The sequence below is a fragment of the Lewinella cohaerens DSM 23179 genome (genome assembly GCF_000379805.1).
Taxonomy (GTDB): domain Bacteria; phylum Bacteroidota; class Bacteroidia; order Chitinophagales; family Saprospiraceae; genus Lewinella; species Lewinella cohaerens.
This window is the reverse complement of the sequence record NZ_KB903535.1, coordinates 71,917-87,535: the sequence shown is the minus strand read 5'-3', so window position 1 is coordinate 87,535 and position 15,619 is coordinate 71,917. Positions and strand designations below refer to the sequence as shown.

The 15,619-nt window shown below is 44.3% G+C and carries 23 protein-coding genes; 22 read left to right on the top strand and 1 reads right to left on the bottom strand.

Annotation, left to right across the window (positions count from 1 at the left end):
* The first annotated feature begins 233 nt into the window (after positions 1-233).
* From rplP to rplQ, 22 genes are all read left to right on the top strand, one after another.
* The gene (rplP, locus tag A3EU_RS0106120; RefSeq protein ID WP_020535252.1) at positions 234-653 is read left to right on the top strand and encodes a 50S ribosomal protein L16; all 420 of its coding nucleotides are present in this window, start codon (positions 234-236) and stop codon (positions 651-653) included.
* Between the two features lie 69 nt (positions 654-722).
* Positions 723-983, top strand: coding sequence for a 50S ribosomal protein L29 (gene rpmC / locus A3EU_RS0106115; protein ID WP_020535251.1), 261 nt, complete (start codon positions 723-725; stop codon positions 981-983).
* A gap of 14 nt (positions 984-997) precedes the next feature.
* On the top strand, positions 998-1,255 hold the full coding sequence (gene rpsQ / locus A3EU_RS0106110) for a 30S ribosomal protein S17 (protein WP_020535250.1): 258 nt from the start codon (positions 998-1,000) through the stop codon (positions 1,253-1,255).
* A gap of 112 nt (positions 1,256-1,367) precedes the next feature.
* Positions 1,368-1,733, top strand: a complete 366-nt coding sequence (gene rplN, locus A3EU_RS0106105) for a 50S ribosomal protein L14 (protein WP_020535249.1) — start codon at positions 1,368-1,370, stop codon at positions 1,731-1,733.
* A 27-nt stretch (positions 1,734-1,760) separates the two neighbouring features.
* Positions 1,761-2,108: a 50S ribosomal protein L24 gene (gene rplX / locus A3EU_RS0106100; RefSeq protein ID WP_020535248.1), complete on the top strand. Its 348-nt coding sequence runs from the start codon at positions 1,761-1,763 to the stop codon at positions 2,106-2,108.
* Entirely contained in the window at positions 2,108-2,665 is a 558-nt protein-coding gene (rplE, locus tag A3EU_RS0106095) for a 50S ribosomal protein L5 (protein WP_020535247.1), read from the top strand. Before rplX ends, rplE begins: the two co-directional genes overlap by 1 nt.
* Before the next feature lie 5 nt (positions 2,666-2,670).
* Positions 2,671-2,940, top strand: a complete 270-nt coding sequence (rpsN, locus tag A3EU_RS0106090) for a 30S ribosomal protein S14 (protein WP_026211247.1) — start codon at positions 2,671-2,673, stop codon at positions 2,938-2,940.
* A 182-nt stretch (positions 2,941-3,122) separates the two neighbouring features.
* Complete coding sequence (rpsH, locus tag A3EU_RS0106085; protein ID WP_020535245.1) at positions 3,123-3,533, top strand: 30S ribosomal protein S8; 411 nt, start codon at positions 3,123-3,125, stop codon at positions 3,531-3,533.
* Positions 3,534-3,566: 33 nt separating this feature from the next.
* Positions 3,567-4,121: a 50S ribosomal protein L6 gene (rplF, locus tag A3EU_RS0106080; protein ID WP_020535244.1), complete on the top strand. Its 555-nt coding sequence runs from the start codon at positions 3,567-3,569 to the stop codon at positions 4,119-4,121.
* A gap of 110 nt (positions 4,122-4,231) precedes the next feature.
* On the top strand, positions 4,232-4,585 hold the full coding sequence (rplR, locus tag A3EU_RS0106075; RefSeq protein ID WP_020535243.1) for a 50S ribosomal protein L18: 354 nt from the start codon (positions 4,232-4,234) through the stop codon (positions 4,583-4,585).
* A 21-nt stretch (positions 4,586-4,606) separates the two neighbouring features.
* Complete coding sequence (gene rpsE, locus A3EU_RS0106070; RefSeq protein ID WP_020535242.1) at positions 4,607-5,125, top strand: 30S ribosomal protein S5; 519 nt, start codon at positions 4,607-4,609, stop codon at positions 5,123-5,125.
* 29 nt (positions 5,126-5,154) lie between these two features.
* Positions 5,155-5,334, top strand: a complete 180-nt coding sequence (gene rpmD / locus A3EU_RS0106065; RefSeq protein ID WP_020535241.1) for a 50S ribosomal protein L30 — start codon at positions 5,155-5,157, stop codon at positions 5,332-5,334.
* 51 nt (positions 5,335-5,385) lie between these two features.
* On the top strand, positions 5,386-5,832 hold the full coding sequence (rplO, locus tag A3EU_RS0106060) for a 50S ribosomal protein L15 (RefSeq protein ID WP_020535240.1): 447 nt from the start codon (positions 5,386-5,388) through the stop codon (positions 5,830-5,832).
* Between the two features lie 11 nt (positions 5,833-5,843).
* Positions 5,844-7,211, top strand: a complete 1,368-nt coding sequence (gene secY, locus A3EU_RS0106055) for a preprotein translocase subunit SecY (RefSeq protein ID WP_020535239.1) — start codon at positions 5,844-5,846, stop codon at positions 7,209-7,211.
* A gap of 50 nt (positions 7,212-7,261) precedes the next feature.
* Complete coding sequence (gene map / locus A3EU_RS0106050) at positions 7,262-8,101, top strand: type I methionyl aminopeptidase (RefSeq protein ID WP_020535238.1); 840 nt, start codon at positions 7,262-7,264, stop codon at positions 8,099-8,101.
* A gap of 112 nt (positions 8,102-8,213) precedes the next feature.
* On the top strand, positions 8,214-8,432 hold the full coding sequence (gene infA, locus A3EU_RS0106045; protein WP_020535237.1) for a translation initiation factor IF-1: 219 nt from the start codon (positions 8,214-8,216) through the stop codon (positions 8,430-8,432).
* A gap of 40 nt (positions 8,433-8,472) precedes the next feature.
* On the top strand, positions 8,473-8,589 hold the full coding sequence (rpmJ, locus tag A3EU_RS33560; protein WP_071596852.1) for a 50S ribosomal protein L36: 117 nt from the start codon (positions 8,473-8,475) through the stop codon (positions 8,587-8,589).
* 48 nt (positions 8,590-8,637) lie between these two features.
* Complete coding sequence (gene rpsM, locus A3EU_RS0106040) at positions 8,638-9,015, top strand: 30S ribosomal protein S13 (protein WP_020535236.1); 378 nt, start codon at positions 8,638-8,640, stop codon at positions 9,013-9,015.
* A 12-nt stretch (positions 9,016-9,027) separates the two neighbouring features.
* Positions 9,028-9,423: a 30S ribosomal protein S11 gene (rpsK, locus tag A3EU_RS0106035; protein WP_020535235.1), complete on the top strand. Its 396-nt coding sequence runs from the start codon at positions 9,028-9,030 to the stop codon at positions 9,421-9,423.
* Between the two features lie 49 nt (positions 9,424-9,472).
* Positions 9,473-10,084, top strand: a complete 612-nt coding sequence (gene rpsD / locus A3EU_RS0106030; RefSeq protein WP_020535234.1) for a 30S ribosomal protein S4 — start codon at positions 9,473-9,475, stop codon at positions 10,082-10,084.
* Positions 10,085-10,232: 148 nt separating this feature from the next.
* The gene (locus A3EU_RS0106025) at positions 10,233-11,231 is read left to right on the top strand and encodes a DNA-directed RNA polymerase subunit alpha (RefSeq protein WP_020535233.1); all 999 of its coding nucleotides are present in this window, start codon (positions 10,233-10,235) and stop codon (positions 11,229-11,231) included.
* Positions 11,232-11,427: 196 nt separating this feature from the next.
* On the top strand, positions 11,428-11,916 hold the full coding sequence (rplQ, locus tag A3EU_RS0106020) for a 50S ribosomal protein L17 (RefSeq protein WP_020535232.1): 489 nt from the start codon (positions 11,428-11,430) through the stop codon (positions 11,914-11,916).
* Between the two features lie 146 nt (positions 11,917-12,062).
* On the opposite strand, the gene A3EU_RS0106015 is transcribed toward rplQ, so the two are convergent.
* Complete coding sequence (locus A3EU_RS0106015) at positions 12,063-15,614, bottom strand: hybrid sensor histidine kinase/response regulator (RefSeq protein WP_020535231.1); 3,552 nt, start codon at positions 15,612-15,614, stop codon at positions 12,063-12,065.
* Between the last annotated feature and the right edge of the window lie 5 nt (positions 15,615-15,619).

Genomic DNA, 15,619 nt, shown 5'->3' with positions numbered 1-15,619 from the left:
GGCGTTAATTAGTTAGGCTATCAGGTAAGATCCTGCGCTAGTCTTTGCTAACGGGTGTAATCGTAAAGATTTGTGCCCGAATTGATTTTTGATTATCAGAAAATAGCTGTACCTTTGCCAAGCTTTTTCGGAAGCGGGTTAGATTGCGGCTTGTTTTTGCCAATTAGAAGACCCGTCTGAATAGCCGGGCCTGTCCCTCTGGAATAGCCAAGGGCAGATAAAAATAATGACCAATGTTACAGCCGAAAAGAACGAAATATCGCAAGCAGCAAAAAGGACGTAATCGTGGTGTCGCAAAGCGTGGCACACTGGTATCCTTTGGCTCATTCGGTCTTAAGTCCATGGAACTTGGCCGTATCACCAACCGGCAGATTGAAGCCGCTCGTATCGCGATGACGCGTTACATGAAGCGTGAAGGTAAAGTATGGATTCGCATTTTTCCTGATAAGCCTATCACATCTAAGCCTCTAGAGGTGAGGATGGGTAAGGGTAAAGGTAACCTTGACCACTATGTGGCACAAGTACAACCTGGCCGTATGATGTTTGAACTGGATGGTGTTCCCCGCGAAGTAGCCGAAGAAGCGCTCCGTTTGGCTGCACAGAAGTTACCAGTGAAAACCAAAACGGTTACCCGCCCTGATTACGAAGGGTAGTTATCACAATAATCAGTCTGGAGCTCGTGTAATTTATTACGGAGCTGCGAAAATTTTAAAATAAGGACAATGGCAACCAAAAAATATTTGGAACTGCAAGAGTTCTCTGACACGGACCTTCAGGCTGAACTGGAGGGAACCGAAAGCAGATATCAGAAGATGAAGTTTGACCATGCTATTACTGGCTTGGACAATCCTCTAGTGTTGCGAGAAGTTCGTCGGGACATTGCTCGCTTAAACACAGAAGTTCGCCGCCGTCAATTGGCTGCTGCTTCAGAAGAAGAACTCGCTAATCGTAGTAAAATCAGAGCTCGTCGTAGACGTAGCTAGTAATTCAGCTAATAATGGAAGAACGTAATCTTCGTAAACAGCTAATCGGTATTGTTACCAGTGATAAGATGGAGAAATCTATCTCTGTTTCAGTGGAACGCCGTATTCAGCACCCCATCTATGGTAAGTTCGTTAAGAAGTCTAACAAGTTTATGGCTCACGACGAAAAGAATGAATGTAATATTGGGGATAAAGTGCGCATCATGGAGACGCGCCCAACGAGTGCTCGCAAACGCTGGCGCTTAGTTGAAATCTTGGAAAGAGCCAAGTAAAAGAAAGAGCAGGATAAAGTGGCCCTGGGCCCATTCTGTTATTCATTGAAATTAACTAGAGTTATCAACGCGATAATCGACGTTGCGCTAGCTCTGCAAATATTTTGCCGTCATGATCCAGCAAGAATCCCGGCTCCGAGTAGCCGACAATAGTGGCGCCAAAGAGGTGCTATGTATCCGCGTTTTAGGCGGATCAAAGCGTCGTTACGCTTCTGTTGGCGATATGATTGTGGTATCTGTCAAAGAGGCAGCTCCTGGAGGTATTAAGAAAGGAGCTATTTCTAGGGCCGTAGTGGTTCGTACCAAGAAGGAGATCCGTCGTCGCGACGGTAGCTACATTCGCTTTGATGACAATGCAGTTGTACTGTTGAGTGCTAGCGAAGAACCTCGCGGCACTCGTATTTTCGGCCCTGTTGCCCGTGAGCTTCGTGAGCGTGATTACATGCGTATCGTTTCTCTGGCACCAGAGGTATTATAAATCATTCACGGCCCGAATACTTGAACCATGAAGAAAGTAAATCAGAAACGCTTTGCTCCCAAGCTGAAGATCAAAAAGGGGGATAAAGTTGTTGTTATCGCGGGTGCCTACAAGGATCGTAGCAAGGTTGTAGAAGTACTGGAAGTAATTCCTGACGAAAACCGTGCGATCGTTGAAGAGGTGAATATTCGTAAGAAGCACCAAAAGCCTACCCAGGATAATCCTGGTGGCATCATCGATAAAGCAGCTCCTATCAATCTGTCTAACTTGATGTTAGTAGATGCTAGTGGAGAGCCTACCCGCGTTGGCCGTAAGGCTGATAGCGATGGCAAAATGAAACGTTATTCCAAAAAATCCGGGGAAATCTTAGACTAATGAGTTACACACCGCGATTAAGAAAAAAGTATTACGAAGAAGTAATACCTGCTCTGCAAGAGCAATTCCAGTATAGCAGCGTGATGGAAGTTCCTCGTCTGTTGAAGATTTGTATCAACCAAGGTGTTGGACAAGGTACTCAGGACAAGAAGCTGGTCGACAATGCTGTAGCAGAAATCACTTTGATCACCGGCCAAAAAGCCGTGAAGACCAAAGCAAAAAAGTCTGTCTCTAACTTTAAGTTGCGCGAAGACATGCACATTGGTGCGCGTGTAACTTTACGTCAGAAGCAGATGTTTGAATTCCTTGACCGTCTGGTATCAGTGGCTTTGCCACGGGTACGTGACTTCCGCGGAATTAACGATAAAAGCTTTGATGGCCGCGGTAACTATACCATGGGTATCAAAGAGCAGATTGTTTTCCCTGAAATCGATCTAGATAAGGTAAGCAATATCACGGGAATGGATATCACTTTCGTGACAACTGCAAAAACCGATGCTGAAGCTCTGGCGCTATTAAAAGCACTGGGTCTTCCATTCAAGAATCAGAACAACTAGAAATAATGGCTAGAAAATCACTCATCGCTCGAGAGAACAAACGTCAACGTATGGTTGAACGTTACGCTGAGACACGAGCTAAGCTGAAGGAAGAAGGTCGTTGGGAGGAATTGGATAAATTACCTCGTAACTCTAACCCTATCCGTCTTCACAATCGTTGTCGCTTGACTGGTCGCCCTAAGGGTTACATGCGTAAATTCGGCCTTTGCCGGGTGAAGTTTCGTGAATTGGCACTCCATGGTAAGATCCCTGGAATAACCAAAGCGAGCTGGTAAGCAAAAAGCAGACTAGCAATTTTGATGGTAAAAGGTAAATAGACGTTTACCATCCTATTAAGCCCGGGTATATTTTCCCGGCAGTACATTGGTGCAAATGCTTAGGCACCGCTTGTATGTTATCTATTAACAGGGGTTCAGGTTCCTGCATTTGGAAAACCGAACCACGAAATTGGCACGTCATGGCAGTTACAGATCCTGTAGCCGACTATTTGACCCGGATTCGTAATGCTCAAATTGCTGGGCACCGGGTAGTCAGTATTCCAGCTTCTAACCTCAAGAAGCGCATAACCGAGATCCTCTACGATCAGGGTTACATTCTTAAGTACAAGTTTGACGAGGAAGATAAAAAGGGTACGCAGACTAGCATTAAAATCGCACTTAAGTACGATAAAGCTACTCGCCTACCGGTTATCCGTGAACTCAAGCGTATCAGTAAACCTGGTTTGCGTAAGTACGTAGGTAGTGATAATCTCCCTCGTGTAATCAACGGTTTAGGTATCGCAATCATTTCTACTTCTAAAGGCGTAATGACCGACAAGCAAGCTCGGCAGAACGGTGTAGGAGGAGAAGTGTTATGCTTTGTTTCCTAACCACTTCTATTTAAGAACTCTAAAAGCAGAGCCATGTCAAGAATAGGTAAAGCTCCCATAGATATACCTCAGGGTGTCACCATCGACGTAAGCAAGAGCAATCTGGTTACTGTCAAAGGCCCCAAAGGAGAATTAACTCAGCAGATTGATGCTGATCTTACAGTTGGCATCGAAGACGGTGTCTTGACTGTAAGCCGTCCCACTGATTCCAAGCGTCACCGCTCCGTTCACGGTTTATACCGCTCGTTGATCAATAATATGATTATTGGTGTAACAGAAGGCTATACCTTGGAAATGGAAGTTATTGGTGTTGGTTATCGTGCGGAAACCAAAGGTCAGATGCTGATTCTTACGGTTGGTTATTCTCACCCCATTTATTTCATGATTCCTGATGAAGTTGCCGTAACAGCAATTTCTGAAAAAGGTAAACCACCTGTTGTGAAATTGGAATCGACAGATAAGCAATTGGTAGGGCAAATTGCGGCTAAAGTCCGTGCCTTCCGTAAGCCAGAACCCTACAAAGGAAAAGGTATTCGCTTCAAGGGTGAAGAGATCCGTCGCAAAGCAGGTAAGACTGCTAGTAAATAAACCGTTAATTAGCCGTTGGTTTAGTATTACTACTTCGGCGAAAAGTGGGTCTTGGGAAGAACAGTTGATGATAGCTGTTGATTCACTAAGGCTAATAAAAATAAGCAGCGATGCAATTAACAAAGGCAAAACGCAGAAAGCGCATTCATATGCGCATTCGCAAAACAACTCGGGGTACAGCTCAGCGTCCGCGCTTGAATATATTCCGTTCGAATCGTTATATTTACGCTCAGCTCATCGATGATGTTCAAGGGCAGACATTGGCACATGCAAGTTCTTTCGAGGCAGCAGTAGCCAATACTGGAAATAAATCAGAACAATCTGCTGCTACCGGTAAGCTGTTAGCAGAGCGCGCCAAGACTGCGGGTATTGAAACCGTAGTATTTGACCGGGCAGGATATTTATATCATGGCCGCGTGAAAGCGTTGGCGGATGGCGCCCGTGAGGGAGGCTTACTATTTTAATCATTAAGAAGCTTTTTGGTAATGGCAAAGAAAAATTCTAACCGGGTAAAACCGGCCGAAACAGAACTGAAAGAAAAGCTCGTTAACCTTAACCGGGTAGCCAAAGTAACCAAAGGTGGTAGAACCTTTAGCTTTGCGGCGGTAGCAGTTGTTGGTGATGGCAAAGGTACGGTAGGTCATGGTCTAGGTAAGGCTCGTGATGTATCTCAGGCGATCAGCAAGGCGGTTGATGATGCTAAGAAAAACCTTATTAAAGTGCCTATCCATAATGGTACTATCCCTCACGCACAGAAAGGGAAGTATGGTGCTGGTAAGGTGTTGATTAAGCCTGCTTCTGATGGTACGGGAGTAATTGCAGGTGGCGCGATGCGTGCTGTACTGGAAATTGCTGGCGTACACAATGTACTGGCTAAATCTCAAGGGTCTTCTAACCCGCACAACGTGGTGAAAGCCACAATTGATGCTTTGCAGAAACTGCGTAGCCCTATGGCTATTGCTAAACAGCGTGGCATCTCAATGGAAAAGCTTTTTGAAGGATAGGCTGCAAAGCCTGTAAAAAACCGTCGGCCATGGCTAAGGTAAAAATAACACAGGTTAAGAGCCTGATCGACCGTTCTCAGCGTCAAAAGGATACTGTAAAGGCGTTGGGTCTGAAAAAGATGAACGACACGGTCACTAAAGAGGTAACTCCTCAAATTCAGGGAATGATCGACAAGGTCGCTCACCTGGTAACAGTGGAAGAAGCTTAAGGTTACCTAGTAATCTAAGCAATTAACGAAGCTATTAAATCGCATAATATAATGGAACTCCATAGTCTCAAACCAGCGTCTGGTGCTGTAAAAAGCCGCAAACGTATTGCCCGTGGTCAGGGTTCTGGCCGAGGAGGTACGTCTACTCGTGGCCACAAAGGTGCTAAGTCACGTTCTGGTTACAAAAGTAAGCGTGGTTTTGAAGGTGGTCAAATGCCACTTCAGATGCGTTTACCTAAGCGCGGATTTAAGAGTCCTAACCGCGTAGAATACGTAGCTCTTAATCTTGGTCGCCTTCAGGAGATCAGTGAGAAGCACAGTGTTGATACCATTGATATGGATACACTGATGAAGCTGGGTATTGTTCGCAAGACGGATTTGATTAAGATTTTGGGTACTGGCGAATTGAACGCCAAGCTGAATGTAACGGCCCATGCTAGCTCGGAAACTGCAAAAGCAGGTATCGAAGCGCAGGGTGGTTCTCTCACTATCCTCTAAAAAAGACCACGATGAAAAGGTTTATCGATACGCTCAAAAATATTTGGAAGATTAAGGAGTTGCGCAATCGCATCCTTTTCACGCTTGGTTTACTATGGGTATTCCGGCTAGGATCTTTCATTGTCTTACCTGGTGCTGACCCTTCTGTGCTACAAGCACAAATGGGCGGCGGTGGCGATAACTCGCTACTGGGCTTGATTAATGTTTTCTCTGGTGGAGCCTTTAGCAATGCTTCTATCTTTGCCTTGGGCATTATGCCTTATATCACAGCGAGTATCATTATTCAGCTTTTAGGGTTTGCTGTTCCTTATTTTCAGCGTTTACAGCAGAAAGAAGGAGAGTCTGGCCGTAAGAAGTTGAACCAAATTACACGCTTGCTCACAGTAGCTATTACTTTGGTACAAGGTGGTGCTTACCTAACTTACGTTAAGTCTTTGGGAGCCGTTGATAACTCTGTGCCTGAAAGTATTTTCTGGTTGTCTGGTATTATTATCCTTTCAACAGGTACTGTTTTTGCAATGTGGTTGGGTGAACGGATTACGGATCGTGGTATTGGTAACGGGGTGTCTCTTTTGATCACTGTGGGTATCATTGCTACATTACCTACTGCCTTCGTATTTGAATTGCAGGGCCGTTTGCAGGCTGGTGGCTTCCTGGTCTTTGTACTGGAAATCGCAGCACTGTTCCTCGTCTGTATGGCAACAGTCATGATTGTAACAGGGGTTCGTAAGATTCCTGTGCAATTTGCCAAACGGATGGTTGGTCGTGGTACGGGTAATATTCCTGTAGCTGGAGCACGTGATTATATTCCTCTTAAGGTGAATGCCGCAGGGGTTATGCCTATTATCTTTGCTCAGGCTTTAATGTTCCTTCCTGGCCTCGCTGCGCAAACTGCAGGTGCAGATGCTGAAACGAGCTGGTTGGTACAGAAACTAAATGACTTTACCTCGGCACCTTATAATGCCATCTACTTCGTATTGGTTGTTGCCTTTACGTATGTCTATACAGCCTTAATCGTTAATCCCTCTAACTACGCAGATTACCTAAAGCGCCAAAATGCATTTATCCCTGGTATTAAGCCAGGTAAGCCTACCGAAGAATTTATTGACTCGGTAACTACCCGCATTACGCTTCCAGGATCTGTATTCTTAGGTTTAATTGCGATCATGCCTGCTTTTGCAGCAGCCTTTGGCATCAATAATTTGTTTGCTGCCTTCTTTGGTGGTACTTCTTTATTGATTCTTGTAGGGGTTGTTCTGGATACGCTCCAGCAAATTGAAAGCCACTTGTTGATGCGCCGTTACGATGGTCTGGTTAAAGAAGGTCGGGTATCTGGCCGTAGCAGTAGCCGGATGCAGGGTATTGGTGCAAATATGTAAGCATACGGTTTTAATTACCGTAGCACACAAAACAGGATAAGCTAAGAAATATGGCGAGGAAAGGACGCAAAATGATTTATAAAACCGCAGACGAAATCGAGTTAATTCGCGAAAATTGTATGCTGGTTTGTAAAACACTGGCATACGTTGGTAGTATGCTGCGCCCTGGAATGACTGGTGAGGAAATCGATACAAAAGCAGAAGCTTTTATTCGTGATCATGGTGCGCTACCTGGCTTTAAAGGCCTTTATGGTTGCCCATCTACCTTGTTAGTTTCTCGAAACGAAGCGGTAGTTCATGGCTTACCTTCGAAAGAACAAGTGTTTCAAGATGGAGACATCCTCTCTATCGATTGTGGAACTTATATGAATGAGTTTTACGGAGACGCTGCCTATACCTTTTGTGTAGGGGAAGTAAATGAAGAAACACTGCAATTGTGCCGAGTGACAAACGAGTCGCTTTATATTGGCATAGAGAATGCAGTAATCGGTAAAAGAGTGGGGGATATCAGTCATGCTATTCAGCACTATACCGAAAAAGAGCATAACTATTCAGTAGTACGAGAACTTGTAGGCCACGGCCTGGGTAAATCCATGCATGAGGCACCTGATGTACCTAATTATGGGCGTCGGGGACAGGGACCTGTACTAAAGGAAGGACTGGTTATAGCGATTGAGCCAATGGTCAATATGGGACGCCGTGAAGTGCGGACTTTAAGTGACGAATGGACGATCGTAACCAAGGATAAGAAACCGGCAGCTCATTATGAGCATACCATCGCGGTGACCAAAAATGGTCCTGATATTTTGAGTAATCACGAAATTATCGTTGAGGCGATCCAAAAGAATCCTAATGTGATTCCAATAGTTCGCGAAATGAGTGTGAATTAAGCTTGAATTTGGTGAGTGTTTTTTATCAACAAACAGCTCCTTTATAAAAAAATGAGCTCGGGTGTGGAGAATTTAGCAATTAATTGTATCTTTGCACTCCGAAAATCGGAATATGAGTAAAAAGAATCTAATAAAACAGGACGGTACTATTCTTGAGGCTTTGTCCAATGCGATGTTTCGTGTGAAGTTGGAAAATGGTCACGAAATTACCGCAACGATATCTGGTAAAATGCGGATGAATTACATCCGAATTCTTCCTGGTGATCGTGTGGCAGTGGAGATGTCTCCTTATGACTTAACGCGTGGGCGCATTACCTACCGCTACAAGTAATTGATACTTAATTGTTATAGATTCGTAAAATACGCAAACCATGAAAGTAAGACCCTCCGTTAAGAAGCGTTCTTCCGACTGCATAGTGGTGAGAAGAAAAGGAAAGGTTTACATCGTTAACAAGAAGAATCCCAAGTTCAAGCAACGTCAGGGATAAAAAAAACTAGACGGAAGTATTGCTTCCCTCTCTAAATACAGACAGACAATGGCACGAATTGCTGGTGTTGATTTACCAAGAAACAAGCGCGGTGTAATAGGTCTTACCTATATCTACGGCATCGGTCCTTCATTGGCCCAGGAAATTCTGGCCAAGATCGGAGTTAGTGAGCACACGAAGGTTCAGGATTGGACGGATGATAATATCAAGGAGATCGCGACGATGCTCCAGACTGATTATCAAGTAGAAGGTGAATTGCGTACGGAAGTCCAAACCAACATCAAGCGATTGATGGATATTGGTTGTTACCGCGGACTACGTCATCGTAAAGGATTACCTCTCCGGGGCCAACGCACCCAAACTAACGCACGTACTCGTAAGGGTAAGCGTAAGACTGTCGCAAATAAAAAGAAAGCAACCAAGTAATTTTTTTGATCCATGGCTAAAGCAAATACCAAAAAAACAGCTAAGAAGAGAAAGGTACGGGTCGAACCGGAAGGTAAGGTCTTCATCCAGGCTTCTTTCAATAATATCATCATTTCTATTACAAATAAGAAAGGTGATGTGATTTCCTGGTCTTCTGCCGGAAAATCTGGATTCCGTGGTTCTAAAAAGAATACACCGTATGCTGCACAGGTGTCAGCGAGCGAAGCTGCACGTACTGCTTATGATGCAGGCCTGCGCACGGTAGAGGTTTTCGTTAAGGGACCAGGTTCTGGTCGTGAAGCGGCGATCCGTGCCATCGATGGTGTAGGAATCAAAGTGTCTCGTATTAAAGACGTAACACCTGTTCCACACAACGGTTGTCGTCCACCTAAGCGTCGTCGGGTATAATTCCCCTACGAACCTTAATTAATTTTTCAGCGAAAATTATCCTTCCGAAATGGCAAGATATACTGGCCCCAAAACAAAGAAAGCTCGCGCATTTGGCGAAGCTATCTACGGCTACGATAAAAGTTTTGAGCGTAAGAAGTATCGCCCAGGACAGCACGGCAACAGCCGTCGCCGTCGTCAGCAATCAGATTATGCCCTCCAGCTTATGGAAAAGCAGAAAGCTAAGTACACTTACGGTGTATTAGAGCGTCAGTTCCGTAATCTATTTGAAAGTGCTGCTGCGAAAAGTGGTGTTACCGGTACGGTACTGCTACAATTCCTTGAAGCTCGTCTTGATAACGTTGTGTTCCGTTTAGGTCTTGCACCTACTCGCCGCGCTGCTCGTCAGTTGGTAACCCATAAGCACATTGTGTTGAATGGTCGTATCAATAACGTTCCTTCTGCACAATTACGTCCTGGTGATGTTGTTGGTGTTAAAGGAAAGTCTCAAGGTTTGCAAGTCGTTCGCGATAGCATGGGAACCAAGGGAGACGCTCGCCGCTTCGGTTGGTTGGAATTCAACCACGACAAACTGGAAGGCCGCTTCATGGATTACCCTGAGCGTGATGCCATTCCTGAGAAAATTAACGAACAGCTTATCGTAGAATTATATTCTAAGTAAGCTTGATGATAAAGGAAAGAACGACATCTCGGCCGATTGTCGTTCTTTCCTGTTACTATGTTTACGGAATCACGGTTTGAACCGGGTTCCGCATTCTGATGTTAAGAGAATAGCTATTCATTCCCCACCAAAGATTATACACAAGCGTATGAGCATCTTGAATTTTCAGAAGCCCGACAAAATCGTAATGGAAAAAGCCAATGATTTTGAGGGACTTTTTGAGTTCAAACCACTCGAACCGGGCTTCGGTCAAACTGTCGGCAATTCATTGCGCCGCGTACTCCTTTCTTCCCTGGAAGGTTTCGCTATTAGCGCTATCCGTATTGCGGGTGTTGAACATGAATTTGGTACGATTCGCGGGGTAGTAGAGGATGTTGTTGAAATCATCCTTAACCTGAAACAAGTTCGTATTAAGCAAATGATTGCTGACGAAGATGTTCAGGAAGAAAAAGTATACCTCACGATCAGCGGTAAAGAAGAATTCCGGGCTGGTGACATTGAAGAGCACACCAATGTGTTCAAAGTCATGAACCCTGATCTGCTGATTTGTACGATGGAGCCTTTCGTGAACTTGGAAGTTGAACTTACCGTTTCGAAAGGTCGTGGCTACGTTCCTGCTGATGAAAATCTGCCTAAGGACGCACCAATCGGTGTTATTCCCATCGATGCCATCTACACGCCTATCAAAAATGTGGCTTACACCATTGACAATTTCCGTGTTGGTCAACGTACCGATTACGAGAAACTGACGATTAGCCTCAAAACAGATGGTACGATCCACCCGGAAGAAGCTATCAAAGAAGCTTCACGGATTCTGATTCAGCACCTTATGCTGATCACGGACGAAAATATCACCTTCGATTCAGCGGGTACCCGCGAAGAGAATATCGTAGATGAGCATATCCTGCACATGCGTAAGTTGTTGAAAACTTCCCTGGAAGACCTCGACCTCTCCGTACGTGCTTACAACTGTCTGAAGGCAGCGAAAATCAATACCCTGGCTGAACTGGTACGTTACGACACACATGAACTGTTGAAGTTCCGTAACTTCGGTAAGAAGTCATTGGTAGAGATTGAAGAATTGCTTCAGGAGAAAGGGCTCACTTTCGGTATGGACTTGTCTAAGTACAAGTTGGACGAAGAGTAAGAAAAACTGTTCGATGGTTGGATTATTAGTTGGTTTGCTGGTTGATAACCTTCGAACTATCCAACAATCTAACCATCTAGCCAATAACACAGGTTCCTCATTCGAGGATAATCATTATACAATTACTGCGGTCAGCATTTAGCTAAACCTGTTAATGCTGCAGGCCAAAGTGTTGTGAAGTTAAACAAATTCAACCATGCGTCACGGTAAGAAATTTAACCATTTGGGCCGCAAAGTCGGTCATCGTAAAGCATTATTACGCAACTTGGCGATCTCATTGATCGAATACAAGCGTATTAACACCACTTTGGCTAAGGCGAAAGCACTTCGTGTTTTTGTTGAGCCTATCGTTACTAAGGCTAAAACTGATTCTACGCACAATCGTCGCGTTGTTTTCAGCTACCTACAGAACAAGGAAGCCGTAAAAGAACTATTCGGAGATGTTGCCAAGCGTATTGGTGATCGCCCTGGTGGTTACGTTCGTATCATCAAAACCGGAACACGGAAAGGTGATGCTGCTGAAATGGCCATGATTGAATTTGTTGACTTCAATGAAGTATACACTGCTGGTAGTGAAGCTTCTAAAGGAGGTGGCCGTCGCCGTCGCCGTGGAGGTAAAGGCAAAGGAGCTAAGGCTGCCGCTGCTGCAACTACTACTGCCGCTGCTTCGCAGGAAGAAGAATAGGTATTTGTTTGATGGTTGATTTGTTTGTTGGTTCGATGGTGCTTTTTGCCTGTTAACTTTCCAATAATTCAACTTTCCAATAATAAAAACTGTACAAAGCCGATGTTCCTCTAGGGAGCGTCGGCTTTGTTATTTGTACTAATCAGCTACAGGTGCTTTTTTATCATTGCTATCAGATCAGCGGTGCGCACAGGTTTACTCAAGCAATCGTTCATGCCAGCCTGCTTACAGGCTTCTATTTGTTGTGGAATAGCATCTGAGGTAAGTCCTAAGATAGGAAGAGACTGATAGTAGGAATCAAGCTTAAGACGAATCTTCTGGGTCGCCTCCATTCCACCCATCACGGGCATACGGACGTCCATAAGTACGAGGTCATAACGTTCATTGGTTATTTTATTGAGGGCTACTTCGCCGTTGGCAGCCGTATCTGTGTGTACCTCTGGCAAGTGTTTTTTTAGTAACTCTGCTGTGAGAAACTGGTTAATCGGTGTGTCGTCTACGATCAAGACTTTTAAGCCAGAAGGGAAGACATGTGGACTGCTTGCCTGAGTTGTAGCTACGCTTTCTTTTCCTACTTGAAAAGGCATATTAAAGCGGAAGGTGGTGCCCTGTCCTACTGTTGATGTTAGGGTGATTTGCCCGCCTTGCAATTCAATCAGTTCTTTCGCGATGGAAAGTCCCAAGCCTGTGCCTTGTTCCTGATAGGAAGTTGGTTGGTTATTGCCTAGCTGCTCAAAGCTTTTAAATACATCATTTAATTTTTCGGCAGGAATACCCACACCGGTATCTATTACTTCAAATTGCAAGCGGTAGGTTTCTGCCTCTTGACTCAGGGAAGTAATTTGAATACTTACAGTTCCTGCTTCAGTGAATTTAAGTGCGTTGCCTGTTAGGTTCATCAATATTTGGAATAGGCGAATGGCATCACCAATCAGGATTTTAGGGGTTTTTTCGTCTATTTCGGTACGAAGAATAAGTCCCTTTTCGCTGAATTTGTGTTCCAGTAGCCGTTCAACCTGTTGGATCAATTGCCGGAGTTCGAAAGGTTGTGGGTTGAGGCTGAATTTGCCACTTTCGATTTTTGCTTGATCTAGCAAGTCATTGATAATTGCGAGTAGTTTTTCACAAGAGAGATGAATAGACTCCGTAAAGTGCTGTTGCCTGGAGTCTAGGTTAGTGGATTCCATCAAAAGGCTATTAATGCCTAGGATGGCATTGAGTGGTGTACGTATTTCGTGACTGACATTGGCAAGGAATTTACTCTTGTATAGTGAATTTTGTTCGGCCAGCCGCTTGTCGGCAGCTAGCTGGTGGGCTTTTTGGCGGGCTCGAAAAATGAGGAAGGTAATCGTTAGCAAGCAAATTGCAATAAGGGCTTTGAACCCCAGTGTTTGCCAATAAGCAGGTTTAATCAGGATAGGTAAGCGCAAGGGAGTGCTACTCTTTGTACCGTCGGGTAAGATTGCCTCGGCGAAGAAGGTGTAATTACCTGGGGCCAGGTTGGCAAAGTTCACCGAGTGATCATGGCCCGCATTAACCCAGTCCTCATTCAGTCCTTCTAATTTATAACGATAGCTGATGTTTTCCGGATCAAGGTATTCCAGCGCGGTATAGTTGATGGTAAAGAAGTTGTCTTGGTAGGGGAGTTCGATCTGAGCTATAAATTCTGGTGCTCCGCTTAAATTATAGGGTTGATTGCGCACAAGAAAACTGGATAAGACGACATTGGGAGCAAATGTTTGGGGATTTTCTATACTGGGGTCGACAACGAGTAGCCCACATTTAGTGGAGAAGATAAGCCTGCCGTCGCTAAATTTTCCGGTACTAAAATTCAGAAATTTACTGCAAAATTCTTTGGTACTGTAAAAGGAGAACTCTTCGGTTTGTGGTGTGTATCGAATTAGTTGTTGATTACCGACCATCCAAATATTACCTGTATTATCGGCAATTGGGTTACTGAGATTTCTTAAATCATAGCCTTGGTAGGATTGTGAAAAAGTAAATTCCTTTTCTGTGTCATCGAAAATGAGAAAACCTTCCCGAAAGGGGAGGTATAATTGGTCATCAGACCAAACGATGTCAGACAGGTATTTTAGCGCTATTTTTTCCTTCGTTTGTTTGTCTAGAATGGGATAGCAGAAGAAGCTTTGGGTGGTTTGTTCATAACTGCACAAACGACTGGTATTCATAAACCAGAGGGTACTGTCTTTGCTAAGGATAAGTTTCGAAACAAAGTCTTCGGCGGCAGTACTATCCAGTTGGGTAGGGCGGACCCAACTAGTGTCATGGGTAACCGAATTAAAATGACAAAGCCCGCCATCGGTTGCAATCCAAAAATACTGTTCGTTGATTGGATCTACTACCGCTTGCTTAATGGCATAGTTGTAAAAGTAGGAGATGTCTTTGACTAGCCTCCCCTCCAGTGATTGTGGGTTGACGGAAAAGAGACCTATAGATCTGGATGTAAACCATATTTGCTCTTGGGAATCTTCAAAAATATATTTAAAACTATTAGGGAAAGCAGGTCGGTCGAGTTGAACTTTCTGGAGCGAATCTGTAAGGGATTTTTGTTGGTAAAGGTTGTTTTCAGAAAGATAGAAGAACCATAGATGGTCGGCTCGATCGAGGGTTAAGACATTTCGTGAATTTGCGGGATTACGTTTTTCACCAGGATGAGCATAGAATCGAAATTGGCTGTTGTTGGGGCGAAATAAGCTTATTCCTTCGTCGGTGCCGATCCATAAGCTTTTATCCTTACTTAAACTTAAGCAAAACAAAAAAGTACTGGGGAGGCCTTTGGTAGAACCTGTTGAAAATTTATGATGTTCAAGAAGTTGCTTCGTTCTAGCATTCCAATGAAGAACACCATGGTCTTGAGTGGCAATGTAAAAAACGCCATGCTCGATTTCGACAATGTCGGTAATACTAATTTGTCCAAACCCCGGGATTTCTATTTTGGTGTAGATTTGTGTTGCAGCATTAAAATTGTACAAGCCATCATCTGTACCTAGCCAGAAGTTGTTTGTTGTATCTATGTGGAAGCAAAAAACCTTAGGGCAGATTTCTGGATTATCCGCTATGGGGAAGTAAGATAGATTCTGGTTGGGTTGGAATAAGTACAGCCCATACATATTAGCAGACCAGATATTTCCTTGCATATTTTGATCTGGGAAAATACCTTGAAGTTTGGAAGGGTGTTTCGCTAAAAAGGTGGTGCTATCCTGCCAGTTGATTTGTAATATCCCTTGATCTATAGACGCATATAGGATGCCATCTGCTGTCTGATAGCAGCTCTTTGTTGAATAATTCTCCCAGTCAATGGTTTCCATCCCGAAGCCTTTGAAGCATTCTGCTGTACCTGTTCGTTTATCAAAAAGAAACAAGCCATTATCGGCACTCAGCCATATTTGTCCTTGGTTATCTTCAAAGAGATCCCAAATAAAAGGTAGCCGATCTTCTTTGACGGTGCTGTCTCTGACATGCGGCACATAAGTAGTGAAAGTCTGCCCGTTGTACTTGCTTAGGCCAGCGGGGGTGCTGATCCACATCAGGCCATCGCGATCTTCCAGAATGTCGATGACGAAGTTGTGAGGCAGGCCATCATCGGTGTCTAGTGTGCGGAAAAAATGCTGCTCCTGTTGGGCAAAAGAGAAAGACCAAGCAAGCAAAAAGTGTAGAAGAAGAAGGTGTTTTTTCATGACGC